Below are 20226 nucleotides of genomic sequence, written 5' to 3'. Positions count from 1 at the left end.
TCACACCCCCGCCGCCCCCAGCAACTCCCCCGCCGCGTACGTCACCGCCATCGCCAGCGCACCGCCCCCCATGTTCCGCAGCAGCGCCGGCCCCACCGCCGCGTCGCCCAGCCGGGCGCTCCACCAGCCGGTCAGGGCCAGCGCGGCGAGCACCGAGAGCACGGTCACCAGCAGCCGCAGCGACATCGGGGGCAGCACGATGGCAAGCAGTGGCAGCAGCGCGCCCACGGTGAACGCGAGGAAGCTGGCGCCCGCCGCGTGCCAGGGGTTCGTCAGGTCGTCCGGGTCGATGCCCAGCTCCACCTCCGCGTGGGCGCGCAGCGCGTCGCGTTCGGTGAGCTGGACGGCGGCCTCGCGGGCGACCTCATGGCTGAGGCCCTTGCCCTCCAGGAGTCCGGTGAGCTCGGCGAGTTCCGCCTCCGGCATCTCCTGGAGCTCGCGCTTCTCCGTGGCGAGTGCTGCCTTCTCCGAGTCGCGCTGGGTGGAGACCGACACGTACTCGCCCGCGGCCATCGACATGGACCCCGCCAGCAGCCCGGCCAGGCCTGCGGTCAGCAGGGTGCTGCGGTCGTCGGTGGCCCCGGCGACACCGACGACGAGACCGGCGGTGGAGACCACACCGTCATTGGCGCCGAGCACGGCGGCGCGCAGCCAGTTCAGCCGTGCGCCCATGCCCGTGCCGTGCGGTTCGTGGTGCGCCTGGGGATCGCTCATCCGGGGATGGTCTCACCTCGCGGCGTCACCAGACGCGTACCGACCCGCCCGGCGCGAACGCGGGGCTGGTCGCGCCCTCGGGGACCTCCTTCAGGGGTTCGGCGATCTCCTGGACCGTCGGGCCGACGGTGGCGGCGATCCGGTCCAGGGCGGCCAGGTCGAAGCCGTAGACGCGGGCCGCGTTGCCGCCCGTCATCGCCGCGACCTCGGCGGGCGGCAGCCCGGCGTACGCGATCCGCAGGCCCTCCCGCGAGTAGGGGGCGGTGCCCTCGTCGTGCGGGTAGTCGCTGCCCCACATGATCTTGTCGAGGCCGATCCGGTCGCGCAGCGGCACCTCGTGCGGGCGCATGAAGCTCGCGCCCACGTAGCAGTTGTCGCGCCAGACCTCGCTGGGGCTCGCGCCCATCGAACCGGCCAGTCCCGCACCGAACTTGGACTCCGCGGTGGCCGCCCGGGAGGCCGACGCGACGAGCCGGCCGTGGTAGTAGTCGAGCATCTCCATGATGCCCGGGATCCAGCCCGAGCCCTGTTCGGTGAGGACGAGCCGCAGCCCGGGGTGGCGGCGGAACGCGCCGCCGAAGATCAGGTGCCACAGGGCGCGGTGCGAGAACCAGGTGGTCTCCACCATGAAGACGGCGCGGGCCGCCGGTTCGTCGCCCAGCGGCGGGGACGCGGAGCCGCCGTGGTGGTTGACCGGTACGTCGAGCTCCGCGCAGACCGCCCAGAGCGGGTCGTACGCCGGGGAGTGCAGCTCCGGGACGCCGGAGCCGGGCGGGGCGCCGGGCAGCAGGATGCCGCCGGTGAGTCCGGCCTCCTTGGTGCGGCGGACCTCGCGGGCCGCCTCGGCCGGGTCGTTGAGGAGGATCTGCGCGACGCCCGCGCGACGCCCCGGCGCGGCGGCGCAGAAGTCGGCGAGCCAGCGGTTGTGGGCGCGCAGACCGGCCCAGCGCTGTTCGTACTCCGCCCGGGAGGGTGCGGGCGCCATCAGGGATGCGGAGGGGAAGAAGGGCGGGATGGTGTTGGGGAAGACGACCTCGGCGACGATGCCGTCCGCCTCCAGGTCCGCGAGGCGGCGCGCCGAGTTCCAGTTGCGGTCGGCGGTGTCGGCCACCAGGTCCTCGTACGGGTTGACGTAGGTGGCCGCCCAGGCGTCGAAGTCGTCGTGGTGGGCCGACTCCAGGTACGGCCGGTAGTCGAGGAGGTCGGCGCCGGCGTGGCAGTCGGCGGAGATGACGGTGTAGCGGTCCGTGTCCCGCACGGGGTGTGCGGGGCGGGGATCGGTCATGACGCCCCCAGGACCGGGAAGTCGTGGTCGGTCAGCCAGTGCCTGCCGACCTCGCGCGAGCGGGCCCAGGAGGCCCGGACCGCGCTCTGGTCGGCGCTCTGGCCTAGGTCGGCGGGGGTGGGGCCGATGCGGGCGGCGACGGGCGCGAGCTTGTCCGTGTCGAAGCCGAAGACCTCGGCGGCGGCCAGGCCGAGCATCCGGCGGGTCTCGTCGACGGGGATGTCGTGGAAGGTGTTGCGCAGCCAGTTCGCGGTGTTCGGCCAGGTGCCCTCGGGGTGCGGGAAGTCGCTGCCCCAGAGGATGTTGTCGACGCCGATCTCGTACCGCTGGGCGAGCTCGCGGCGTTTGGTGTTGGTGGCGCAGATGAACACCTGGCGGTCGAGGTACTCGTGCGGGGGCCGCTTCAGTTCGGCGAACGGGGAGAGCTTCTTGCCGCCGTGGGCGCCGAGGTAGAGCCGGTCCATGAACCAGAGCAGGTTGGGCAGCCACCAGCAGCCGGACTCGGCGACGCCGAACTTCAGCCCGGGGTGGCGTTCGAAGGCGCCGGACCACAGGAGGAACCAGAGCGGGCGCGACGGCCACCAGGTGACCTCGGAGACGTAGATGCCGAGGTGGTCGCCGTACTCGTGGCGCGGTGCGGCGCCCGAGTGGGTGACGATCGGCATCCCGGTCTCGGCGGCGGCCGCCCAGACGGGGTCGTAACGCCGGTCGTGGTAGGGGGCCTTGTCGACCCACATGGAGGGGATCATCAGGGCGCCGAGGCCGGATTCCCTGGCCCGGTGGATCTCCGCGACGACCCGGCCGGTGTCGCCGGTCACGGGCAGCAGAGCGACCCCGCAGTGGCGTTCGGGGTGCTGGGAGACGAACTCCGCGAGCCAGCGGTTGTGGGCCTGCGCCCCGGCCATCCCCAGCTCGGGGTCCTGGTCGCCGGAGAGGCCGAGGCCGACGCCGAAGGGCGCCGCGGTGCGGCTGTCCACGGCGTCCGCGTCCGGGAAGACGACTTCGGCAGCCACCCCGTCGCCGTCCAGTTCCTTGAGCCGCTGGGTGGCGTCCCAGCCGCCCCTGAGGCCTTCCTCGTTGTCCTGGAACCACTTGTCGGCGAAGGCCTCGTTGCGGACCCCGAGGCGGGTCATCTCCTCGCGGCGGCGGTCGCGGCCGGCGAGGAACTCGTCGAACTCGCGGTGGAACCGGCTGTCGAGGTAGGGGCGGTACTCCTCGGTGGGCAGTCCGGCATGGCAGTCGGAGGAGATGATCAGGTACGGGTCGTCATCGGTCGTCATCGCTCACTCCTCAGTCGAGTATGAAGTTCTCCAGGTAGGACGGATCGGCCCGGTCGAGCATCGACTGCGACCTGGCCCGGATCTGGCTGTCGCTGCGTTCACTGTCGGGGAGCATCCAGAAGCGGTCGGCGCGGATGCCGTCCACGACGGTCGCGGCGACGTCCTCCACGGGGGTGAACTCCACCTCGTGGCCCGCCGCCCTCATCGCGCCCTCCCACTGGTCGAGGCTGCGGTAGGGGGTGCGGCGCGGGCGTTCCTTGGCGTACCGCTCGGGGCGGTTGCGGTGCGACTCCCACAGTCCGGTGCGGAGCATGTGCGGGCCGGGGAAGAGGACGGATGCGCCGACGGCCGCGCCCTCCGCCCGCAGGTGCGCGTACAGCGATTCGGTCATGGTGACGACGGCGGACTTGGTGACGGCGTACACGGAGGCGGTGGGCAGCGGGGCGATCCCGCCGTCGCCGGAGGAGGTGTTGACGACACGGCCGGGGGCGCCGCCCGCGAGCATGCGCGGCACGAAGGCCTGGATGCCGTGGAAGACGCCCCAGACGTTGACCGCGAAGGCCCACTTCCAGTCGTTCGGCTCGTGCTCCCACATCCGGCCCTCGGCGCCCGATCCGACCCCGGCGTTGTTGCACAGCACGTGCACGGCGCCGAAGGTGTCGTACGCGGCCTCGGCGAGCGCCTGCACGGAGTCGCGTTCGCTGACGTCGACGGGCCGGGCCAGCACCCGCGCCCCGTCCTCGCGCAGTTCACCGGCGGCCTTGGCGAGCGCGCCCTCCTCCACGTCGGCAAGGACGACGTTCAGCCCCTCGGCCGCGAACCGGCGGGCCATGGCGAGGCCGATTCCACTGGCGGCCCCGGTGACGACGGCGGTCTGGCCCTCCTCCAGCCTCATCGGACGCTCCCCTCGGGCGGTCCGTCGTGGATCTGCTGCGGATCGTCGTAGCGCTGGTGGACGTACGGCAGCAGCGCGTCGGCACTGACCCGCTCCACGGCCCGGCCCTGCTGGTCGCTGGTCTTCTCCCCGATGGTGACCTCGACCAGCCTGCGCACGGGCAGGTCCGCGACCGGGTCGTACATCGACTCGCGCAGCACCACGTCGCCGGTGATCCGCTCCAGCTTGCGGACCTTCTCGTGGCGGGTGCAGTGGATCAGCACGGGGCCGGAGTCGAAGCCGTCGCCGTCCACGGCGGGCAGGAACTTGAAGTAGAAGTCGAGCTTCGTGGCCGGTTCGGGCAGCGGCAGCGGTCCGTCGACCGCACCCCGGATCTCGACGAACGCGATGCCGTGGCGGACGAGGGCGGCCCGGACGACGAGGCCCTCGCGCTCGACGCGCACCTCACCGAGCTTCTTCGGTTCGCCGAACACCTCGCGGCCGCCGGTCAGCGCCCGTTCGTGGGTCATCGGCATGACCAGCGGGTACCAGCCCTCGTGCCCGTCGTGGACGGCGGCGACGGCGACGGAGCCCGCGCCGAGCGGATAGCCGGGCAGGTCGACCTTGCTGATGCTCGCCCGGACGAGCGGGCGCCCGGCCGGTTTCAGGGGCGGCGGGAGGACGGCCGCCACCGCGTCGGGGTCGCTCTCCCAGACGGCGCTCACGCCGGTGGACCAGATGTCGGGGAGCCTGGAGCGGGCCTCGCGGGATGCCGCGATCTCGGCCTCGGTGCGCGCGCCGTACCGTACCCGTGCCATGCGGTGCCACCCTTCTCTCTCGTCCGCGGCCCGGCTCTCCGCCGGGCCCTGTAACACAGTTACACCGGAGACGATGAAGGGTAAATAGCCGTGCGTGTAACGGAGTTCTGGAACTGGAGGAGCTGTGGCGCGATCGGCGCTGACCCGCGACGAGGTCCTGGTGGCCGCCGCCGCACTGGTGCGGCAGCACGGTCCGCAGACCCTCACCATGCGCAAGCTGGCCGCCGAACTGGGCACCGCCGTCACCTCGATCTACTGGCACGTCGGCAACCGCGAGTCGCTGCTGGACGCCCTCGTCGAGCGCACCGTGCAGGAGATGGGCACCCTGCGCCCCAGCGGACGGGGCCCGGCCGCCCGGATCGTCTCGGTGGCCCGCGGGCTGCGCCGCGAACTGCGCGCCCGGCCGCATCTGATCGCGATGGTCCACGAAAGGGGGCTGACGGAACGGATGTTCCTGCCGGCGCAGCAGGCGCTCGTCCACGAGGTGCACGCCGCCGGGCTGCGCGGCGCGCGGGCGGCGGCCGCGGTGCGGGCGGTGCAGATCCACACCGTCGGCTTCCTGCTGGTGGAGCGCAACCGGGAGCGGTCCCCCGTCCAGTCGCCCGGCGAGGGCGATCTGTGGAGCGGGTCGACGGCCGGGGGCGATCCGGCACTGGCCCGTGCACTGGCCCGGCCGGCCGACCCGGACCGGCTGTTCGCCGGCTCCGTGCGGGCGCTGGTGGACGGGCTCCTGGCGGGTTGCGACGCGTCGGACGGGGACCGGGGGTGACGGCCGAATAGGGGACTGTCGGTCGTGGCCCGTATTCTCTGTGACCATGCTCGACGACCGCCAGACCGCAGCACCGTGGCCGACCGCCTACCCGCAGGGGTACGCGGTCGTCGACGTGGAGACCACCGGCCTCGCACGGGACGACCGGATAATCTCCGCCGCCGTCTACCGCCTGGACGCGCAGGGCAACGTCGAGGACCACTGGTACACCCTGGTCAACCCGCAGCGCGACCCCGGCCCCGTATGGATCCACGGGCTGACCAGTGACGTGCTCGAAGGCGCCCCGCTCTTCCCCGAGATCGCCGCCCAGCTCTCCGAACGGCTCGCCGGACGTGTCCTGGTCGCGCACAACGCCGCCTTCGACTGGTCGATGCTGGCCCGGGAGTACGCGCGCGCCTCGGTGATCGCCCCGGTCCAGCAGCGGCTGTGCACCATCGCGCTCTCCAAGGAGCTGCGGCTGCCGCTGCCCAACCACAAGCTGGAGTCGCTGGCCGCGCACTTCGGCGTCGTGCAGCAGCACGCGCACCACGCGCTCGACGACGCCCGGGTGCTGGCCGAGGCCTTCCGCCCGAGCCTGCACGCGGCGGCCGGCGGCGGGCTCCGGCTGCCGCTGCTGGAGTGCCGGCCGCTGACCGAGTGGTCGGACTCCCCCGTCACTCCCCGGATCGGCCGCCAGGCCCCGTACGGCGGCGGCCAGGCGAGCTGGCGTCCCGCGCGCAGGCGCCCGGCCTGCCCGTACCCCAACCCGGGACGGTACGAGAAGGACAAACCCCTCATGCAGGGCATGCGGGTGGCGTTCTCCGGGGACACCTCGATCGACCGCGAGCTGCTGGAGGACCGGGCGGTGGAGGCCGGGCTGCATGTGGCGACCAGCGTCTCCCGGCTGACCAGCCTGCTCGTCACCAACGATCCGGACGCGGCGACGTCGAAGACGGTGAAGGCCAAGTCGTTCGGCACCCCGATCCTGGAGGAGAGCGCGTTCACCCATCTCCTGCGGGACGTGGCCGCCGCGCCGAAGGGCTCCCCGGCCGCGCCGTCATCGGAGTGAACCGGGGGCGACTCGCCCGCCCACCGCTCGCCCGCCGGCGCTCTCGCGTCCCACCCTGTGGCGCATGGCACGTTGCGAGGTATGCGGAAACGACTACGGGATGTCCTTCGAGGTGCACGCGCAGGGCGCGGTGCACGTCTTCGACTGCTTCTCCTGCGCCATCCACCGGATGGCGCCGATCTGTGAGCACTGCCGGGTCCAGGTCATCGGCCAGGGGGTCGAGGTCGACGGGCACTGGTTCTGCGGCGGCCACTGCGCCCGCGCGGAGGGGAAGGTGGGCATCATCGACAAAGTCTGAGCACCGGGCGCCGCACCCCTTCCCCCACCCCCTGCGCGATGCACCCCATGCCACGGTTGTACCGTCATGGGGTGTACCGCTTCCTGTTGACCCGGCAGTGGCTGATCCTCGCCCTCCTCGCCCTCGTCATGATCCCCACGATGATCGAGCTGGGCTTCTGGCAGCTGCACCGGCATGAGCACAAGGTCGCGCAGAACGCCCTGATCTCGCACAACCTCAAGGCGAAGCCGGTCCCGGTCGCCGCGCTCACCTCCCCCGGCCACGTCGTTCCGCGCTCCGACTACTGGCGTGCGGTGAAGGCCACCGGGACGTACGACGAGAAGCACGAGGTCGTGGTACGGCGCAGGACGTCCACCGACGGCAGCATCGGCTTCCACGTGCTGGTCCCGTTCGACCTCAAGGGCGGCGGCACCGTCATGATCAACCGGGGCTGGATCCCCACCGCCGACGACCAGCACGCCTTCCCCGACGTACCGGACGCCCCCAAGGGCGAGGTGACGGTCACCGGCCGGCTCAAGGCCGACGAGACGACCGGCGCCAGCGGCATCAAGGACCTCTCCGACCTGCCGGACCGCCAGGTGATGCTGATCAACAGCGCCCAGCAGGCCAAGCTGCTCTCCCGGCCGGTGCTCGGCGGCTACCTGGAGCAGACCGGACCGGTGCCCTCCGGCGACAGGCCGGAGCTGATCGAGGCCCCCGACGACAGCTCCATCGGCCCGCACATGGCCTACGCCGTCCAGTGGTGGCTCTTCGCCGGCGGGGTGCCGGTCGGCTACGTGGTGCTGGCCCGCCGCGAGAAGCGCGACCTGGTGGCGGCCGCCGCCGAGGCGGCCGAAGCGCAGGACACCGCGGCGGAGCCCGGGAAGCCCGAGCCCGCGAAGGCCTGACGAGGTGTCGGCCGGTGTCGGCCCGTACCGGGGCCGTCGTCCGGCGGGGTGACTCCCGCCTCACGTCGCACAACGGCTGCTTAGCCGGGGCCATGTTCGGGAACACGCCAGAACGTGACACCACTCATCGAGGACTACGCCCTCATCGGCGATCTCCAGACAGCCGCCCTGGTCGGAAAGAACGGTTCTGTCGACTGGCTCTGCCTGCCCCGCTTCGACTCGGGCGCCTGCTTCGCGGCCCTGCTCGGTGACGAGGACAACGGCCACTGGCGCATCGCGCCGCAGGGAGCGGACACCTGTACCCGGCGGGCCTACGCCGGTGACTCCCTCGTACTGGAGACGTTCTGGGAGACCCGCACCGGCACGGTCAAGGTCATCGACTTCATGCCGCAGCGCGACGAGTCACCCGATGTGATGCGGATCGTCGAGGGGGTCAGCGGCACCGTCGACATGACCTCGGTGCTCCGGCTGCGCTTCGACTTCGGCTCGGTGGTGCCCTGGGTGCGCCGCTCGCAGGGCCACCGGGTGGCGGTCGCCGGGCCCGACTCCGCCTGGCTGCGCAGCGAGCCGCCGGTCAAGACCTGGGGCCAGCAGTTCTCCACCTGCTCCTCCTTCAGCGTCTCCGCCGGGGAGCGGGTGGCGTTCGTGCTGACCTGGCATCCCTCGCACTCGCCCCGCCCCGATCTGGTCGATCCGTTCGAGGCTCTGGACAACACCCTGACCGACTGGGCCACCTGGTCGGCGCGCTGCAAGTACCAGGGGCCCTACCGGGAGGCCGTGATCCGCTCCCTGATCACCCTGAAGGCGCTCACCTTCGGCCCGACCGGCGGCATCGTGGCGGCTCCCACCACCTCGCTGCCCGAGGAGATCGGCGGCGTACGGAACTGGGACTACCGCTTCTGCTGGCTGCGGGACTCCACGCTCACCCTCGGCGCCCTGATCTCGGCCGGCTATCTGGAAGAGGCGGGCGCCTGGCGGGACTGGCTGCTGCGCGCCGTCGCCGGGGACCCCGCCGACCTGCAGATCATGTACGGGCTCGCGGGCGAGCGCAGACTGCCCGAGTCGGAGCTGCCGTGGCTGCGCGGCTACGAGAACTCCGCCCCGGTCCGGATCGGCAACGCCGCGGTGCGCCAGCGCCAGCTCGACGTGTACGGGGAGGTCATCGACTCGCTCCGGCTGGCCCGGGACGCGGGACTGGGCGACAAGCCGCACGCCTGGAACCTCCAGCTCAGCCTGCTCGGCTTCCTGGAGTCCACCTGGCGCGAGCCGGACGAGGGTCTGTGGGAGATCCGCGGCCAGCGCCGCCACTTCGTGCACTCCAAGGTGATGGCCTGGGTGGCGGCCGACCGGGCCGTGCGCAGCCTGGAGGAAGACCCGTCGCTGACCGGCGACGCCGACCGCTGGCGAGCGATGCGGGACGCCGTGCACCGGGAGGTCTGCGAGAAGGGGTACGACCCGGTGCGCAACACCTTCACCCAGTCCTACGGATCGCGGGACCTGGACGCCTCGACCCTGCTGATCGCCAGGACCGGCTTCCTGCCGCCCGACGACCCTCGGCTCGTCGGCACGGTGGACGCGGTCCGCGCCGAGCTGGGCAGCGACGGGCTGGTGCGCCGCTACAGCACCGACGGCGCCTCGATCGACGGCCTGCCGGGCGGCGAGGGCGCCTTCCTGGCCTGCTCGTTCTGGCTGGCGGACGCGCTGCGGATGACGGGGCGCACCGAGGAGGCCACCGAACTCTTCGAGCATCTGCTGACGCTCCGCAACGACGTGGGGCTGCTCGCCGAGGAGTACGACACCGCCGCCATGCGCCAGCTCGGCAACTTCCCGCAGGCCTTCAGCCACATCGGCCTGGTGGGGACGGCCGTCGCGCTGGCCGAGGGGCTGCCCCCCGAGGACACGGCCGCGGGCGAGGCGGCAGGATAGAGCCATGGATCTTGGACTGAAGGACCGTGTGTACATCGTCACCGGGGCGACCCGGGGGCTCGGCAACGCCACGGCGCAGGCGCTGGTGGACGACGGCGCGAAGGTCATCATCACCGGCCGGGACGAATCGAGCGTCCGGGCCGCCGCCGACGACCTGGGCCCGGACGCCGTCGGGCTCGCCGCCGACAACGCGGACCCGTCCGTGGCGCAGCGGCTGGTGGACGCCGCGCAGGAGGGGTTCGGCCGGCTCGACGGCATCCTCATCAGCGTCGGCGGTCCGGCGCCCGGCTCGGCAGCGGACAACACCGACGAGCAGTGGCAGTCGGCCTTCGAGTCGGTCTTCCTCGGCGCGGTGCGCCTCGCCCGTGCGGCCGCCGCGGCGCTGGGCGACGGCGGGGTCATCGGCTTCGTGCTCTCCGGCTCCGTCCACGAGCCGATCGGCGGGCTGACCATCTCCAACGGCCTGCGCCCCGGCCTCGCCGGGTTCGCCAAGTCGCTGGCCAACGAGCTGGGCCCGCGCGGCATCCGGGTCGTGGGCGTGCTGCCGGCCCGGATCGACACGGACCGGGTCCGTGAACTGGACGCGCTCTCGGGCAACGCCGAGGCCTCGCGCACGGCCAACGAGGCCAACATCCCGCTGCGCCGCTACGGCACCCCGCAGGAGTTCGGCCGGACGGCGGCCTTCCTGCTCTCGCCCGCCGCCTCGTATCTGACCGGCATCATGGTCCCGGTCGACGGCGGCTCCCGGCACGGTTTCTGACCCGTACGGCCGGACGGGTGGCAGACACGGCGCGGACACGCGCAGGGCGGGCCGGAGACCTCGTCTCCGGCCCGCCCTCGGGTTCCTGCTTCCTGCCGCCCGTCAGCTCACCCGCGCCGCGCGGTGCTTGACCGCCCGCAGCCGCACCTCGGCGGGGAGCCGGGCCAGCCCCGCGGAGTCCCTGGCATGGGCCAGCGCCTCGTCGGACAGCCGGCCCAGCGCCTCGTCCGGCGCCGCGTGCGGCTCCATCAGCAGCCGGATCCTGGCCTGCGGTGCGCTGCGCTTCCCGGTCAGTACGACCTGGGCGCGGGCCACACCGTCCAGGCCGCCCGCCTCCGCGGCGAGCACACCTTCCAGGGCCCGCCCGCGCAGCAGGGCGCCCTCGCCGTCGCCGCTGTCCACCAGCACTTCGGAGAGCCGGGCCCGGCGCAGCTGGGCCAGCAGCCACCACAGGGCGAGCACGACGATGACGGCGAGGACCGCGATCACCGTCGGCCACCACCAGCCGTCCGAGCGCCAGCGCTCCCGGTCGGCCTCGCTGAGCAGTACGTCGTTCTTGCCGGACCAGGGCCACCAGGACGGGACGGAGAGCCCGGTGGCGGCGGCCAGCACTCCGCCGCCCACACAGACCAGCACCAGTCCGGCGAGGCCGAGGAGTACCCGGTTGACGGTCCCGATCATGCCGCTCACCCCTTCTTCGCCGGACGGCGGACATGGACGGACAGGCGCGGCGGCCTGGACAGTCCGAGTTCCCCGATCCCCGTGGAGAGCGCGGTGTCCAGGTCGGCCCGTACGTCGTCGAGTTCACGGAAGTGCGAGACGGCCCGCACCCCCACCTTCCTCCGGCCCATCCGGACCCGGACCGACTGCACGCCCGACACCTCGACGGCCCGGTCGCGCAGGACCGTCGCGGCCGCTGTCCGGGCGAGCGCGGCCCGGACATCCGGGCGGTCGCGGCGCATCGGCAGCAGGTCGCGGAGTCCGGGCGTGAGCGCGAGGACGAGCAGCCACAGGCCGGCCGCGGCCGCGACCGCCGCACCGGTCAGCACCCAGACGTCGTCCAGCGGCCGCCGCGCCAGCTCGTCGGCGAGCGTGCGGCGCCACTGCATCGCCGGGTGCCCGGCCCGGACCGCCGCCACGTCGTACAGCAGGAGCCCGGAGCCGCCGAGTACCACCAGGGCGAGGATGCCCGCCGGAACGCGGCGGGCCGACCAGAAGCGCCCGCCGCCGCCCTCGCCCCGCTCCTTGTCGGGGACCGGGTCGTAGGCGGCGGACGACGCCGACTGGTCCAGTTCGAGTACGTCGCCGCGCTCCACCGGCTCGACCGTGGGCAGGCGCTGTGTGCTGTGTTCCGGGTTCTGGGGCTCGGTCATCGGATCCTCCCCTGCGCCGCGAGGCTCGCTCCTGTGGGGTGCAGGCGCTCGACCTGTACGGCCACTTCGGGCACCTCCATCCCCGCCAACGCCTTTACCCGCATCGCGACCCGCTGACGCACCGCGCCGCACTGACGGCCGATGTCGCTGGGATACCCGAGCTCGAGGCTCACCCGCACCCGGGCCGTGTCACGGTGCACCGTGACCGTGGCGCGCGGCGACGCGCCCTCCTCGGCCGGCTCGTCGACGGCCTCCTTCGCCGCCTGGGCGGCGATCTTCGCGACCACCCGGTCGGCGATCCGGGTCTCTCCCCGTTCCGCGGCGGCGACCGGGCCGCTCGCCCCCGACACGGCCGTCACCGCCGTCGGTCGCCGCGTTCGCGACTCCGGAAGAAGTCGCCGGGCTCCAGGTCACCGTCCAGGAAGCGACCGGCGATGAAGCCGATCGCCCCCAACGCGGCCACCAGCAGGAAGGCACCGAACCCGCCGAAATATCCGGCGAATCCGAGCGCCATGCCCGCCACCATGCCGACCACAGCCATGCTCATCGTGCGCTCCTCAACTACCTCGGACCGGAGGACTACTGGAGACGTGGCTCGGGCTGATCGTCGTCGTCGTCCTCGTCGGGCAGCTTCACATCGCTCACCGCGATGTTGACCTCGACGACTTCGAGACCCGTCATCCGCTCCACCGCCGCGACGACGTTCTCGCGTACGTCACGGGCGACATCGGCGATCGACACGCCGTAGTCGACGACGATCTCCAGGTCGAGGGCGGTCTGCGACTCACCGACCTCGGCCTTCACGCCCCGGGTGACGGACTTGCCGCCGCCGGGCACCCGGTCGCGCACCGCGCCGAAGGTGCGGGAGAGGCCGCTGCCCATCGCGTGCACGCCCTCCACGTCGCGTGCCGCCATTCCGGCGATCTTCTCGACCACACCGTCCGCGATCGTGGTGCGACCGCGGGTGGCGGGGTCTCCCCCGCCACGCTTGGTCAGAGGCGTGCCCGAGTCCGTGTCGGGGTTCTCGGGCCGGTTCCGCTGTGGGGTCTCGGTCATCGCCGTTCTTCCCTTCGGGGCAGGATTGGACTTCATTGCCCACATTAAGTGCGCTTGCCCCGTCTCGCGCCGTGGATGCGGCAGGCTGAGGCCATGACGACGGCTGACAGCCCGAACAGGGCCGATGGATGGACGGCTGCGGTTCGGCAACGACTCGGCCTGGGCCGACTGCTCCCTCTGGGCGGTCCGGCGGACGGGGCCTGGATCTCGGAACGGGCCGCGGTAGCGGTGCTCCGCCGGGCCGTACGCGGCCCGGGGCCGGTGCTGGGTGAGCTGAGGATCGCGGTGGCCGACCCGGGGGCGGCCCCCGTTCCGCAGGTGCCGTCGCCGCCGAGTGCGCTGCCGCCGGGCCCGCTGCGGATCGAGGCGACCATGGCGGCGACGGCCGACCAGCCCCTGCCCGCCGCCGCGGCGGCACTGCGCGCGGCACTGCTGGCGGCGGCCTCGCGGCGGCTCGGGCTGGTGGTCGGCGAGGTGGACCTCCAGGTGACGGAGCTGCTGGACACCGAGCCTGAACGGGCCGAGCCGGAGCCGGCCGGGGTGCGCGCGGCGAAGCCCGAGGGGACTGCGGGCCTGGCGGCCGCGGGGGTGGCCGGTGTCTCCACGCTGACCCGGGTGCTCGGCGCGGCGGTGCACACGGGTGCGGATCACGTCCGGGTCGAGCTGGCCACGGACGACGGACACCGCGCGCTCGACGTGGCGCTGGCGGTGCGGGCGGCGGTGACGGAGGCGGTGGACGGGCATCCGCCGGTCGCGGTGCTGGTCACGGCGGTGACGGGCGCTCCGGCCGGTCCGGGTGCGCCGGGGGGCCCGAAGGCCGGAGGCGGCGTGCCCCCGGCCGGGTGACGGGTCAGTCCGAGCTGCCGGCCAGATCGCGCAGCCGACGGCCCTGCGCGGCCCGTTCGGCGGTGCGCTGCTCCTCGTACGTCCGCGAGAGGGCGCCGCTCAGCAGCGCCTTGGTCTCGACGAGGGCGTCGCGCGGGGCGGCCAGCAGGGCGCCGGCCAGATCACAGGCGGCTCCGTCGAGATCCCCGGCGGGCACCACGAGGTTGGCCAGGCCGGTGCGCTCGGCCTCCGCCGCGTGCACGAAGCGTCCGGTGGCGCAGATTTCGAGCGCGCGCGCGTACCCCACCAGGTGCACCAGGGGGTGCGTGCCGGTGAGGTCGGGCACCAGACCGAGGCTGGTCTCGCGCATGGCGAACTGCACGTCCTCGGCGACGATCCGCAGATCGCAGGCGAGGGCGAGCTGGAAGCCCGCACCGATGGCGTGCCCCTGGACCGCCGCGATCGACACGAGGTCGTTGCGACGCCACCAGGTGAACGCGTCCTGGTACTCGGCGATGACCGCGTCGAGCTCGGCCTCGGGGCCACGCCCCATGTCGAGGAAGGACGGCTCGCCGTCGAATCCCTCGGGGGTGAACGCCTGCCGGTCGAGCCCGGCGGAGAAGGACACACCTTCGCCGCGCAGCACGACGACCCGCACACTGCCGGGCAGGGCCCGTCCGGCCTCTGTCAACGCCCGCCACAGAGCGGGGGACTGAGCGTTGCGCTTGGCCGGATTGGTGAGGGTCACCGTGGCAACCGCGTCGTCGACGGTGAGTCGTACGCCGTCCTTGTCGAGCACAGTGTCGAGCGAGGTCATGGAGCGCCTCCGGATCGGGGTGCAGTCAGTGCAGTCAGCAGAGAGCTAAGTGACTGAACAGTAACCACCCGATCGACCGCACGATCGACCGGGTGGCCACCACCGAACCGGTGGGCCCCGGAGCGGATCAGGCGATCCGCGCCGGTCCGCCGACGGCTGTCAGGCCGCTGCGGCCTTCTTGCCTCGTGTCGCGCCGCCGCGTCCCCGCAGCGTCACTCCGGACTCACTGAGCATCCGGTGGACGAACCCGTAGGAGCGGCCGGTTTCCTCGGCCAGCGCCCGGATGCTCGCACCGGAGTCATACTTCTTCTTCAGGTCTGCCGCGAGCTTGTCGCGCGCGGCGCCGGTTACCCGGCTGCCCTTCTTCAGAGTCTCGGCCACCCGTGCCTCCTCGTGGGAAGTGCGCTCTGGACTCTCATGATCACCCCTCCCGCGCTTCCTGGCCACCCATTCGGCAAGGTCTGTGCAACCGGATTCACGCCCCGGGAGTGCGCCGGACTGATCGGAATCTCGCATTCCGCCGGGCCACGGGGGGCCTGCGGGGATCGCCCCGGGAAAAACGTCCAGGTCAGGGCCGCGCGGGTTTTCCGCCCGGAAATGGGTGCGCCCGGCAGGTATCTGCCGGGCGCCGCGCCGAGGTACGAGACGTACTCACGCAGATGATGGATCACGCGTAGGCCGAATGATCCAGTGGGAGTGGATCAATGGACGGCCGCGCCGGGTCAGGCCAGCGAGACCAGGTCCCGGTAGTCCGCACCCCACAGGTCCTCGACCCCGTCGGGCAGCAGGATGATGCGCTCGGGCTGGAGCGCCTCGACCGCGCCCTCGTCGTGCGTGACCAGGACGACGGCGCCCTTGTACGTGCGCAGCGCGCCGAGGATCTCCTCGCGGCTGGCCGGGTCGAGGTTGTTGGTGGGCTCGTCGAGCAGGAGCACGTTGGCGGAGGAGACCACCAGCGTCGCCAGGGCGAGCCGGGTCTTCTCGCCGCCGGAGAGCACGCCGGCGGGCTTGTCGACGTCGTCACCGGAGAAGAGGAACGAGCCGAGCGTCTTGCGGACCGCGACCAGGTCGAGGTCGGGGGCCGCAGAGCGCATGTTCTCCAGGACGGTGCGGTTCGGGTCGAGGGTCTCGTGCTCCTGGGCGTAGTAGCCGAGCTTGAGCCCGTGGCCCTCGATGACGTCGCCGGTGTCGGGCTTCTCCGCGCCGCCGAGGAGGCGGAGCAGGGTGGTCTTGCCCGCACCGTTGAGGCCGAGGATGACGACCCGGGAGCCCTTGTCGATGGCGAGGTCGACATCGGTGAAGATCTCCAGCGACCCGTAGGACTTGGAGAGCCCCTCCGCCATCAGCGGGGTCTTGCCGCACGGGGAGGGGTCGGGGAAGCGCAGCTTGGCGACCTTGTCCGAGACGCGTACGGCATCCAGGCCGGAGAGCAGCCGGTCGGCGCGCTTGGCCATGTTCTGGGCGGCCACGGTCTTGGTGGCCTTGGCGCGCATCTTGTCGGCCTGGGCGTTGAGCGTCGCGGCCTTCTTCTCGGCGTTCTGCCGCTCGCGCTTGCGACGCCTCTCGTCGGCCTCGCGCTGCTGCTTGTAGAGCTTCCAGCCCATGTTGTAGACGTCGATCTGCGACCGGTTGGCGTCGAGGTAGAAGACCTTGTTGACGACGGTCTCGACCAGCTCCTCGTCGTGGGAGATCACGACGAAGCCGCCCCGGTAGCTCCTGAGGTAGTCGCGCAGCCAGACGATCGAGTCGGCGTCGAGGTGGTTGGTGGGCTCGTCCAGGAGCAGGGTGTCGGCGTCCGAGAAGAGGATCCTGGCCAGCTCGACGCGGCGGCGCTGACCGCCGGAGAGCGTGTGGAGCGGCTGGCCGAGCACCCGGTCGGGCAGGCTGAGGGCCGCGGCGATGGTGGCGGCCTCGGCCTCGGCGGCGTACCCGCCCTTGGTGAGGAACTCCGTCTCCAGGCGCTCGTACTTCTTCATCGCCTTCTCGCGGGTGGCGCCCTTGCCGTTCGCCATCCGCTCCTCGTTCTCGCGCATCTTGCGCAGCGTCTCGTCGAGCCCCCGGGCCGAGAGGATGCGGTCGCGGGCGAGCACGTCGAGGTCACCGGTGCGCGGGTCCTGCGGGAGGTAGCCGACCTCGCCGGAGCGGGTGATGGTGCCGCCTGCGGGGGTGCCCTCGCCCGCGAGGCACTTGGTGAGGGTGGTCTTGCCCGCCCCGTTGCGGCCGACGAGGCCGACGCGGTCGCCCTTGGCGATGCGGAAGGAGGCGGATTCGATAAGCATGCGGGCGCCGGCGCGCAGCTCGATGCCGGAGGCGGTGATCACGGGAAAAACTCCAGGGCGGAATGGACGGCGGAGGTACGGAAGGGGGCCTGTCGTTTGCACGCGAGCCCGGCCTGATGCAGACGAGCAGGCTCTAGCGATTCACGACTCGGACGCCGCTACTCACGCATACGCACAAGGAGAGTTGCCATGAGGACCAGTCTACTGGCGGTGTCCAATCGCTTTTCCGCCTGCTCCCGCCCCGGCCGCCGAAGTCTCGCCGTGTGCTGCCGACCGGCTCCACTCCGTAGCAGATAAGGGGCATAGAGGTGTGAACTATCTGATACTCGGCGCAGGGCGGTACGCGGCCGCGCGCCGAGCGGAGGGTGGTGCCATGCAGTTCGACGACGACGCCGATCTGGACACGTCCGAGGTCCGGGATGTGCGCGGGAGCCGCGTCCCGGGCGGCCGGGCCACCGTGGGCGGCGGCATCGCGGCGGTCATCGCGCTGATCCTGGGGCTGCTGTTCGGCGTGGGCCCCGACGAGCTCGGCCTCTCCTCGGGCGACTCGGGGACGACGGCGACCGCGTCGTCGGCCGCCCAGGTCGAGCAGTCGTGCCGGACCGGCCGGGACGCCAACACCAAGGACGACTGCCGGACGGTCGCGGTGGTCAACAGCGTCCAGGACTACTGGAAACAGGAGTTCGCCCGGCGCGGGGCGGCGTACGGCAACGCACGCACGGTGCTGTTCACCGACCGGATCGGCACCGCCTGCGGGTCCGCGACCTCGGCCGTGGGGCCGTTCTACTGCCCCGGGGACCGGCAGGTCTACCTCGACCTGGGCTTCTTCGACGAGCTGCGGACCACGTTCGGGTCGAGCGGCGGGCCCTTCGCCCAGGCGTACGTCGTCGCGCACGAGTACGGGCACCACGTGCAGAACCAGCTGGGGACGCTGGGCCGGTCGCAGGACGGGCGGACCGGCGAGAACAGCAACGCGGTGCGGGTGGAGCTGCAGGCGGACTGCTACGCCGGGGTCTGGGCGCACCACGCGACGACGACGCCCGACGGGCCCACGGGCCGGCCGCTGGTCACCGAGCTGACCCGAGCCGACATCCGGGACGGCCTCGACGCGGCCGCGGCGGTCGGGGACGACCGGATCCAGGAGCGCTTCCAGGGCCGGGTCGCCCCGGAGTCCTGGACGCACGGCTCGGCGGCGCAGCGGCAGCAGTGGTTCACCACCGGATTCACCGGCGGTGACCCGGCCCGCTGCGACACCTTCCGCTGACGCGGGCGGCACGGGAGGGCGTTGTCAGTGCCCGGTGGAAAACTGAGACGCAGATCACACACGAGCCAGGCGCGGGGTCCTGAGCGGGCGAGAAGGGGTGAGCACGATGGCGGGTTCGGCGACAGGTGTTCCGTCGGTCTTTCCGACGTTGCTCTACGACGACGCGAAGGCCGCGGTCAAGATGCTGACGGAGGCGCTCGGCTTCACCGAGGAAGCGGTGTACGAGGACGAGGACGGCACCGTGATGCATGCGGAGCTGTCCTGCGGGAACGGCAGGGTGATGCTGGGTTCCAAGGGGCGCGAGGGGGTCTTCGCGAAGGCCATGCGGGGTTCGGGGCCGGCCGGTGTCTACGTGACGGTCGACGACATCGACGCGCACCACGCGCGGGCGGTGGAGCACGGGGTGGAGATCCTGATGCCGCCCACCGACCAGGACTACGGCTCGCGGGACTACATGGCGCGGGACGCGGAGGGCAACGTGTGGAGTTTCGGTACGTACTCCCCGGGGACGCCGGGCTGACCCGGGCCCCGGAGCGCCACCGGCGGTCCGGGGCGGTCCGGCCGGCGGGGGTGGTCTCCCCCGGGCCGGCCGGACCATTCGCTCAGGCGCCGCCGGTGTGCACCTGGAAGGCCGCCTTGCGGACCGCCTTGGCGAGCGCGGGGTCGGGGTGGGCCGCGGCCAGCGCCACCAGGACCTGGACGGTACGCGGATGGCCGACGGCCCGTACCTCGTCGAGGAGGGCCGGGACGCTGCCCTGTACGGCCGAGTCGAGGTGGCGGACCAGCAGCGCGGTCTCGCCGTGGTCGGCCACGGCCGCCGCGGTGTCGACCCAGAGCCAGGTGGCCTCCTCGCGGCTGAGGACGTCCTGGGCGTCCTCGGGGTCGGCGCCGTCGTACTCCGCGAGCCACAGCAGCGCGTAGGGGCGCAGCGACGGGTCGGCCACCACCGAGCGCACCTCGGGCTCGGCGGGTGCGCCGACCACCCGGAGCGCCTCGAAGGCGAGCCCGCGCAGCAGCGCGTCCTCGCCGCGGGCCACCGCGAGGAGTTCGGCGACGGCGCTGCCGACGGGCCGGGCGGCCAGCCAGGCGCGGTACTCGGCACGGGCCGGTCCGGGGGTGAGCCGGGCACAGCCGAGCAGCATGTCGGCGGCGGACTGCTCGATGTTCCCGGCCGGGCTCTGGGCGGCGACGCAGATCTGTTCCAGCTTGACCCAGACCGCCCAGTTGCCGAGCGGGGTGAGGGTGGCGTGCCCGGAGCCGAGGGTGAGCGCCCCGACGGCGGCCAGCCCCTCCAGGGCCCAGTCGAGGAGGAGGGCGACCAGCGCCTCCGGGTGGGCGGGGGGCGCGGCCTCGGCGGGGACGGGCAGCGGCTGCGGCCCGTACGGCACCTCGCAGCGCTCCTCGTGGAGTTCGGCGACGCGCTGGCCCAGCAGGTCGAGCAGGGCGGGCACGGTGACCGGACCCGCCGAGAGCTGGAGGAGGGAGAGCACCTGGGGCACGGCCTCGACGGCCTCCGCGACCGCGGTGGACTCGATGTCCCGCGGCGCGGGGTGGACGAGGGACCAGGCGTCGAAGAGCGCCACCCAGCCGCGGAGCACGGCGGAGTCGTCGCGGTCCCAGGCGCGCAGCCGCCAGCCGGGCCGTGCGGTGTCGCCGTGCAGCTCGACGAGGCCGGCCAGCCGGGCCCGGTCCCAGCCGGACCGCACCTGGCCCGGGGACAACTGCAGCTCGGAGGAGGCCCGTTCGAGGGCCGTGGCGGCCAGCGGCGGGGTGCCGGGACGGGAGCCGCCGGCGGCCCAGCGGGCGATCCGCACGGCGTCGGCGAGCGCGGCCCTGGCCTGGCGGGCCAGTTCCGCCCTGGGCGGGGTGCCCTCGGGCGGGCGGGGTGCCGGCCTGGTGCGCCGGGTGATCACGGCCTTGTGAGCGGTGGCGAGGGGTCGCGGGCGGACAAGT

23 protein-coding genes are annotated in these 20226 nt (G+C 72.8%); 9 read left to right on the top strand and 14 right to left on the bottom strand.

The features are described from left to right. Genes EDD93_RS22440 through EDD93_RS22420 form a run of 5 tightly spaced genes read right to left on the bottom strand, consistent with a single transcriptional unit; the run spans position 1 to position 4971 of the window. A complete protein-coding gene (locus EDD93_RS22440) occupies positions 1-714 on the bottom strand; it encodes a VIT family protein (RefSeq protein ID WP_123526856.1) in 714 nt (237 codons plus the stop codon). A 25-nt stretch (positions 715-739) separates the two neighbouring features. After that, complete coding sequence (locus tag EDD93_RS22435) at positions 740-1999, bottom strand: amidohydrolase family protein (protein WP_123526855.1); 1260 nt, start codon at positions 1997-1999, stop codon at positions 740-742. Beyond that, positions 1996-3279 carry an amidohydrolase family protein gene (locus EDD93_RS22430; RefSeq protein ID WP_123526854.1) on the bottom strand — a complete coding sequence of 428 codons (1284 nt, stop codon included), beginning with the start codon at positions 3277-3279 and terminating at the stop codon, positions 1996-1998. The genes EDD93_RS22435 and EDD93_RS22430 overlap by 4 nt, the downstream gene beginning before the upstream one ends. A 10-nt stretch (positions 3280-3289) precedes the next feature. Next, a complete protein-coding gene (locus EDD93_RS22425; protein ID WP_123526853.1) occupies positions 3290-4174 on the bottom strand; it encodes an SDR family NAD(P)-dependent oxidoreductase in 885 nt (294 codons plus the stop codon). After that, positions 4171-4971 (bottom strand): acetoacetate decarboxylase family protein, encoded by an 801-nt coding sequence (locus tag EDD93_RS22420; RefSeq protein ID WP_123526852.1) that lies wholly within the window; start codon positions 4969-4971, stop codon positions 4171-4173. Before EDD93_RS22420 ends, EDD93_RS22425 begins: the two co-directional genes overlap by 4 nt. A gap of 124 nt (positions 4972-5095) precedes the next feature. On the opposite strand from EDD93_RS22420, the gene EDD93_RS22415 reads away from it, so the two are divergent. The 6 genes from EDD93_RS22415 to EDD93_RS22390 all read left to right on the top strand — a co-directional run bounded on the left by EDD93_RS22415 (position 5096) and on the right by EDD93_RS22390 (position 10659). Then, positions 5096-5740: a TetR/AcrR family transcriptional regulator gene (locus EDD93_RS22415; RefSeq protein WP_123526851.1), complete on the top strand. Its 645-nt coding sequence runs from the start codon at positions 5096-5098 to the stop codon at positions 5738-5740. Between the two features lie 40 nt (positions 5741-5780). Continuing rightward, the gene (locus tag EDD93_RS22410) at positions 5781-6788 is read left to right on the top strand and encodes a DEDDh family exonuclease (protein WP_123526850.1); all 1008 of its coding nucleotides are present in this window, start codon (positions 5781-5783) and stop codon (positions 6786-6788) included. A 64-nt stretch (positions 6789-6852) separates the two neighbouring features. Further along, entirely contained in the window at positions 6853-7086 is a 234-nt protein-coding gene (locus tag EDD93_RS22405) for a hypothetical protein (RefSeq protein WP_078852816.1), read from the top strand. Positions 7087-7157: 71 nt separating this feature from the next. After that, the gene (locus EDD93_RS22400; RefSeq protein WP_123526849.1) at positions 7158-7973 is read left to right on the top strand and encodes an SURF1 family protein; all 816 of its coding nucleotides are present in this window, start codon (positions 7158-7160) and stop codon (positions 7971-7973) included. A 114-nt stretch (positions 7974-8087) separates the two neighbouring features. After that, a complete protein-coding gene (locus EDD93_RS22395; protein WP_123526848.1) occupies positions 8088-9899 on the top strand; it encodes a glycoside hydrolase family 15 protein in 1812 nt (603 codons plus the stop codon). A gap of 4 nt (positions 9900-9903) precedes the next feature. Continuing rightward, on the top strand, positions 9904-10659 hold the full coding sequence (locus tag EDD93_RS22390) for an SDR family oxidoreductase (RefSeq protein ID WP_123526847.1): 756 nt from the start codon (positions 9904-9906) through the stop codon (positions 10657-10659). 102 nt (positions 10660-10761) lie between these two features. Here the strand turns inward: EDD93_RS22390 and amaP are convergent, their stop codons facing one another. From amaP to EDD93_RS22365, 5 genes are read right to left on the bottom strand one after another with little or no spacing between them, the layout of a single operon-like run. Beyond that, positions 10762-11340, bottom strand: a complete 579-nt coding sequence (gene amaP, locus EDD93_RS22385) for an alkaline shock response membrane anchor protein AmaP (RefSeq protein ID WP_185092404.1) — start codon at positions 11338-11340, stop codon at positions 10762-10764. A gap of 5 nt (positions 11341-11345) precedes the next feature. Continuing rightward, positions 11346-12032: a DUF6286 domain-containing protein gene (locus EDD93_RS22380; RefSeq protein ID WP_123526845.1), complete on the bottom strand. Its 687-nt coding sequence runs from the start codon at positions 12030-12032 to the stop codon at positions 11346-11348. Next, the gene (locus tag EDD93_RS22375) at positions 12029-12391 is read right to left on the bottom strand and encodes an Asp23/Gls24 family envelope stress response protein (RefSeq protein ID WP_123526844.1); all 363 of its coding nucleotides are present in this window, start codon (positions 12389-12391) and stop codon (positions 12029-12031) included. The genes EDD93_RS22380 and EDD93_RS22375 overlap by 4 nt, the downstream gene beginning before the upstream one ends. Further along, complete coding sequence (locus tag EDD93_RS22370; protein ID WP_123526843.1) at positions 12388-12579, bottom strand: hypothetical protein; 192 nt, start codon at positions 12577-12579, stop codon at positions 12388-12390. Before EDD93_RS22370 ends, EDD93_RS22375 begins: the two co-directional genes overlap by 4 nt. Positions 12580-12611: 32 nt before the next feature. Next, positions 12612-13088, bottom strand: a complete 477-nt coding sequence (locus EDD93_RS22365; protein ID WP_123526842.1) for an Asp23/Gls24 family envelope stress response protein — start codon at positions 13086-13088, stop codon at positions 12612-12614. 93 nt (positions 13089-13181) lie between these two features. Here EDD93_RS22365 and EDD93_RS22360 point away from each other — a divergent pair, with 93 nt between their 5' ends. Further along, positions 13182-13934 (top strand): hypothetical protein, encoded by a 753-nt coding sequence (locus tag EDD93_RS22360; RefSeq protein WP_123526841.1) that lies wholly within the window; start codon positions 13182-13184, stop codon positions 13932-13934. Positions 13935-13938: 4 nt separating this feature from the next. Here the strand turns inward: EDD93_RS22360 and EDD93_RS22355 are convergent, their stop codons facing one another. The 3 genes from EDD93_RS22355 to EDD93_RS22345 form a co-directional block, all read right to left on the bottom strand. Further along, positions 13939-14730, bottom strand: a complete 792-nt coding sequence (locus tag EDD93_RS22355) for an enoyl-CoA hydratase/isomerase family protein (RefSeq protein WP_123526840.1) — start codon at positions 14728-14730, stop codon at positions 13939-13941. A 159-nt stretch (positions 14731-14889) separates the two neighbouring features. Beyond that, positions 14890-15111 (bottom strand): helix-turn-helix domain-containing protein, encoded by a 222-nt coding sequence (locus tag EDD93_RS22350; RefSeq protein ID WP_007263382.1) that lies wholly within the window; start codon positions 15109-15111, stop codon positions 14890-14892. Positions 15112-15452: 341 nt separating this feature from the next. Next, positions 15453-17051 carry an ABC-F family ATP-binding cassette domain-containing protein gene (locus EDD93_RS22345; RefSeq protein ID WP_123526838.1) on the bottom strand — a complete coding sequence of 533 codons (1599 nt, stop codon included), beginning with the start codon at positions 17049-17051 and terminating at the stop codon, positions 15453-15455. A gap of 331 nt (positions 17052-17382) precedes the next feature. Between EDD93_RS22345 and EDD93_RS22340 the strand changes: the two genes are divergently transcribed. Both EDD93_RS22340 and EDD93_RS22335 read left to right on the top strand, forming a co-directional pair. Beyond that, positions 17383-18273, top strand: a complete 891-nt coding sequence (locus EDD93_RS22340) for a neutral zinc metallopeptidase (RefSeq protein WP_123526837.1) — start codon at positions 17383-17385, stop codon at positions 18271-18273. Between the two features lie 106 nt (positions 18274-18379). After that, a complete protein-coding gene (locus tag EDD93_RS22335; RefSeq protein WP_123526836.1) occupies positions 18380-18793 on the top strand; it encodes a VOC family protein in 414 nt (137 codons plus the stop codon). A gap of 82 nt (positions 18794-18875) precedes the next feature. Here EDD93_RS22335 and EDD93_RS22330 read toward each other — a convergent pair whose 3' ends face one another. Then, positions 18876-20186 (bottom strand): hypothetical protein, encoded by a 1311-nt coding sequence (locus tag EDD93_RS22330; RefSeq protein ID WP_123526835.1) that lies wholly within the window; start codon positions 20184-20186, stop codon positions 18876-18878. Positions 20187-20226: the final 40 nt, after the last annotated feature.

The sequence above is a fragment of the Streptomyces sp. 840.1 genome, from assembly GCF_003751445.1.
Classification (GTDB): Bacteria; Actinomycetota; Actinomycetes; order Streptomycetales; family Streptomycetaceae; genus Streptomyces.
This window is presented reverse-complemented; position numbering and strand designations above follow the sequence as displayed.

Excerpts from the sequence above, each read along its gene's own strand:
- EDD93_RS22440 (WP_123526856.1), bottom strand. The coding sequence starts at position 714 with ATGAGCGATCCCCAGGCGCACCACGAACCGCACGGCACGGGCATGGGC.
- EDD93_RS22435 (WP_123526855.1), bottom strand. The coding sequence starts at position 1,999 with ATGACCGATCCCCGCCCCGCACACCCCGTGCGGGACACGGACCGCTAC.
- EDD93_RS22430 (WP_123526854.1), bottom strand. The coding sequence starts at position 3,279 with ATGACGACCGATGACGACCCGTACCTGATCATCTCCTCCGACTGCCAT.
- EDD93_RS22425 (WP_123526853.1), bottom strand. The coding sequence starts at position 4,174 with ATGAGGCTGGAGGAGGGCCAGACCGCCGTCGTCACCGGGGCCGCCAGT.
- EDD93_RS22420 (WP_123526852.1), bottom strand. The coding sequence starts at position 4,971 with ATGGCACGGGTACGGTACGGCGCGCGCACCGAGGCCGAGATCGCGGCA.
- EDD93_RS22405 (WP_078852816.1), top strand. The coding sequence starts at position 6,853 with ATGGCACGTTGCGAGGTATGCGGAAACGACTACGGGATGTCCTTCGAG.
- EDD93_RS22390 (WP_123526847.1), top strand. The coding sequence starts at position 9,904 with ATGGATCTTGGACTGAAGGACCGTGTGTACATCGTCACCGGGGCGACC.
- amaP (WP_185092404.1), bottom strand. The coding sequence starts at position 11,340 with ATGATCGGGACCGTCAACCGGGTACTCCTCGGCCTCGCCGGACTGGTG.
- EDD93_RS22380 (WP_123526845.1), bottom strand. The coding sequence starts at position 12,032 with ATGACCGAGCCCCAGAACCCGGAACACAGCACACAGCGCCTGCCCACG.
- EDD93_RS22370 (WP_123526843.1), bottom strand. The coding sequence starts at position 12,579 with ATGAGCATGGCTGTGGTCGGCATGGTGGCGGGCATGGCGCTCGGATTC.
- EDD93_RS22365 (WP_123526842.1), bottom strand. The coding sequence starts at position 13,088 with ATGACCGAGACCCCACAGCGGAACCGGCCCGAGAACCCCGACACGGAC.
- EDD93_RS22360 (WP_123526841.1), top strand. The coding sequence starts at position 13,182 with ATGACGACGGCTGACAGCCCGAACAGGGCCGATGGATGGACGGCTGCG.
- EDD93_RS22355 (WP_123526840.1), bottom strand. The coding sequence starts at position 14,730 with ATGACCTCGCTCGACACTGTGCTCGACAAGGACGGCGTACGACTCACC.
- EDD93_RS22340 (WP_123526837.1), top strand. The coding sequence starts at position 17,383 with ATGCAGTTCGACGACGACGCCGATCTGGACACGTCCGAGGTCCGGGAT.
- EDD93_RS22335 (WP_123526836.1), top strand. The coding sequence starts at position 18,380 with ATGGCGGGTTCGGCGACAGGTGTTCCGTCGGTCTTTCCGACGTTGCTC.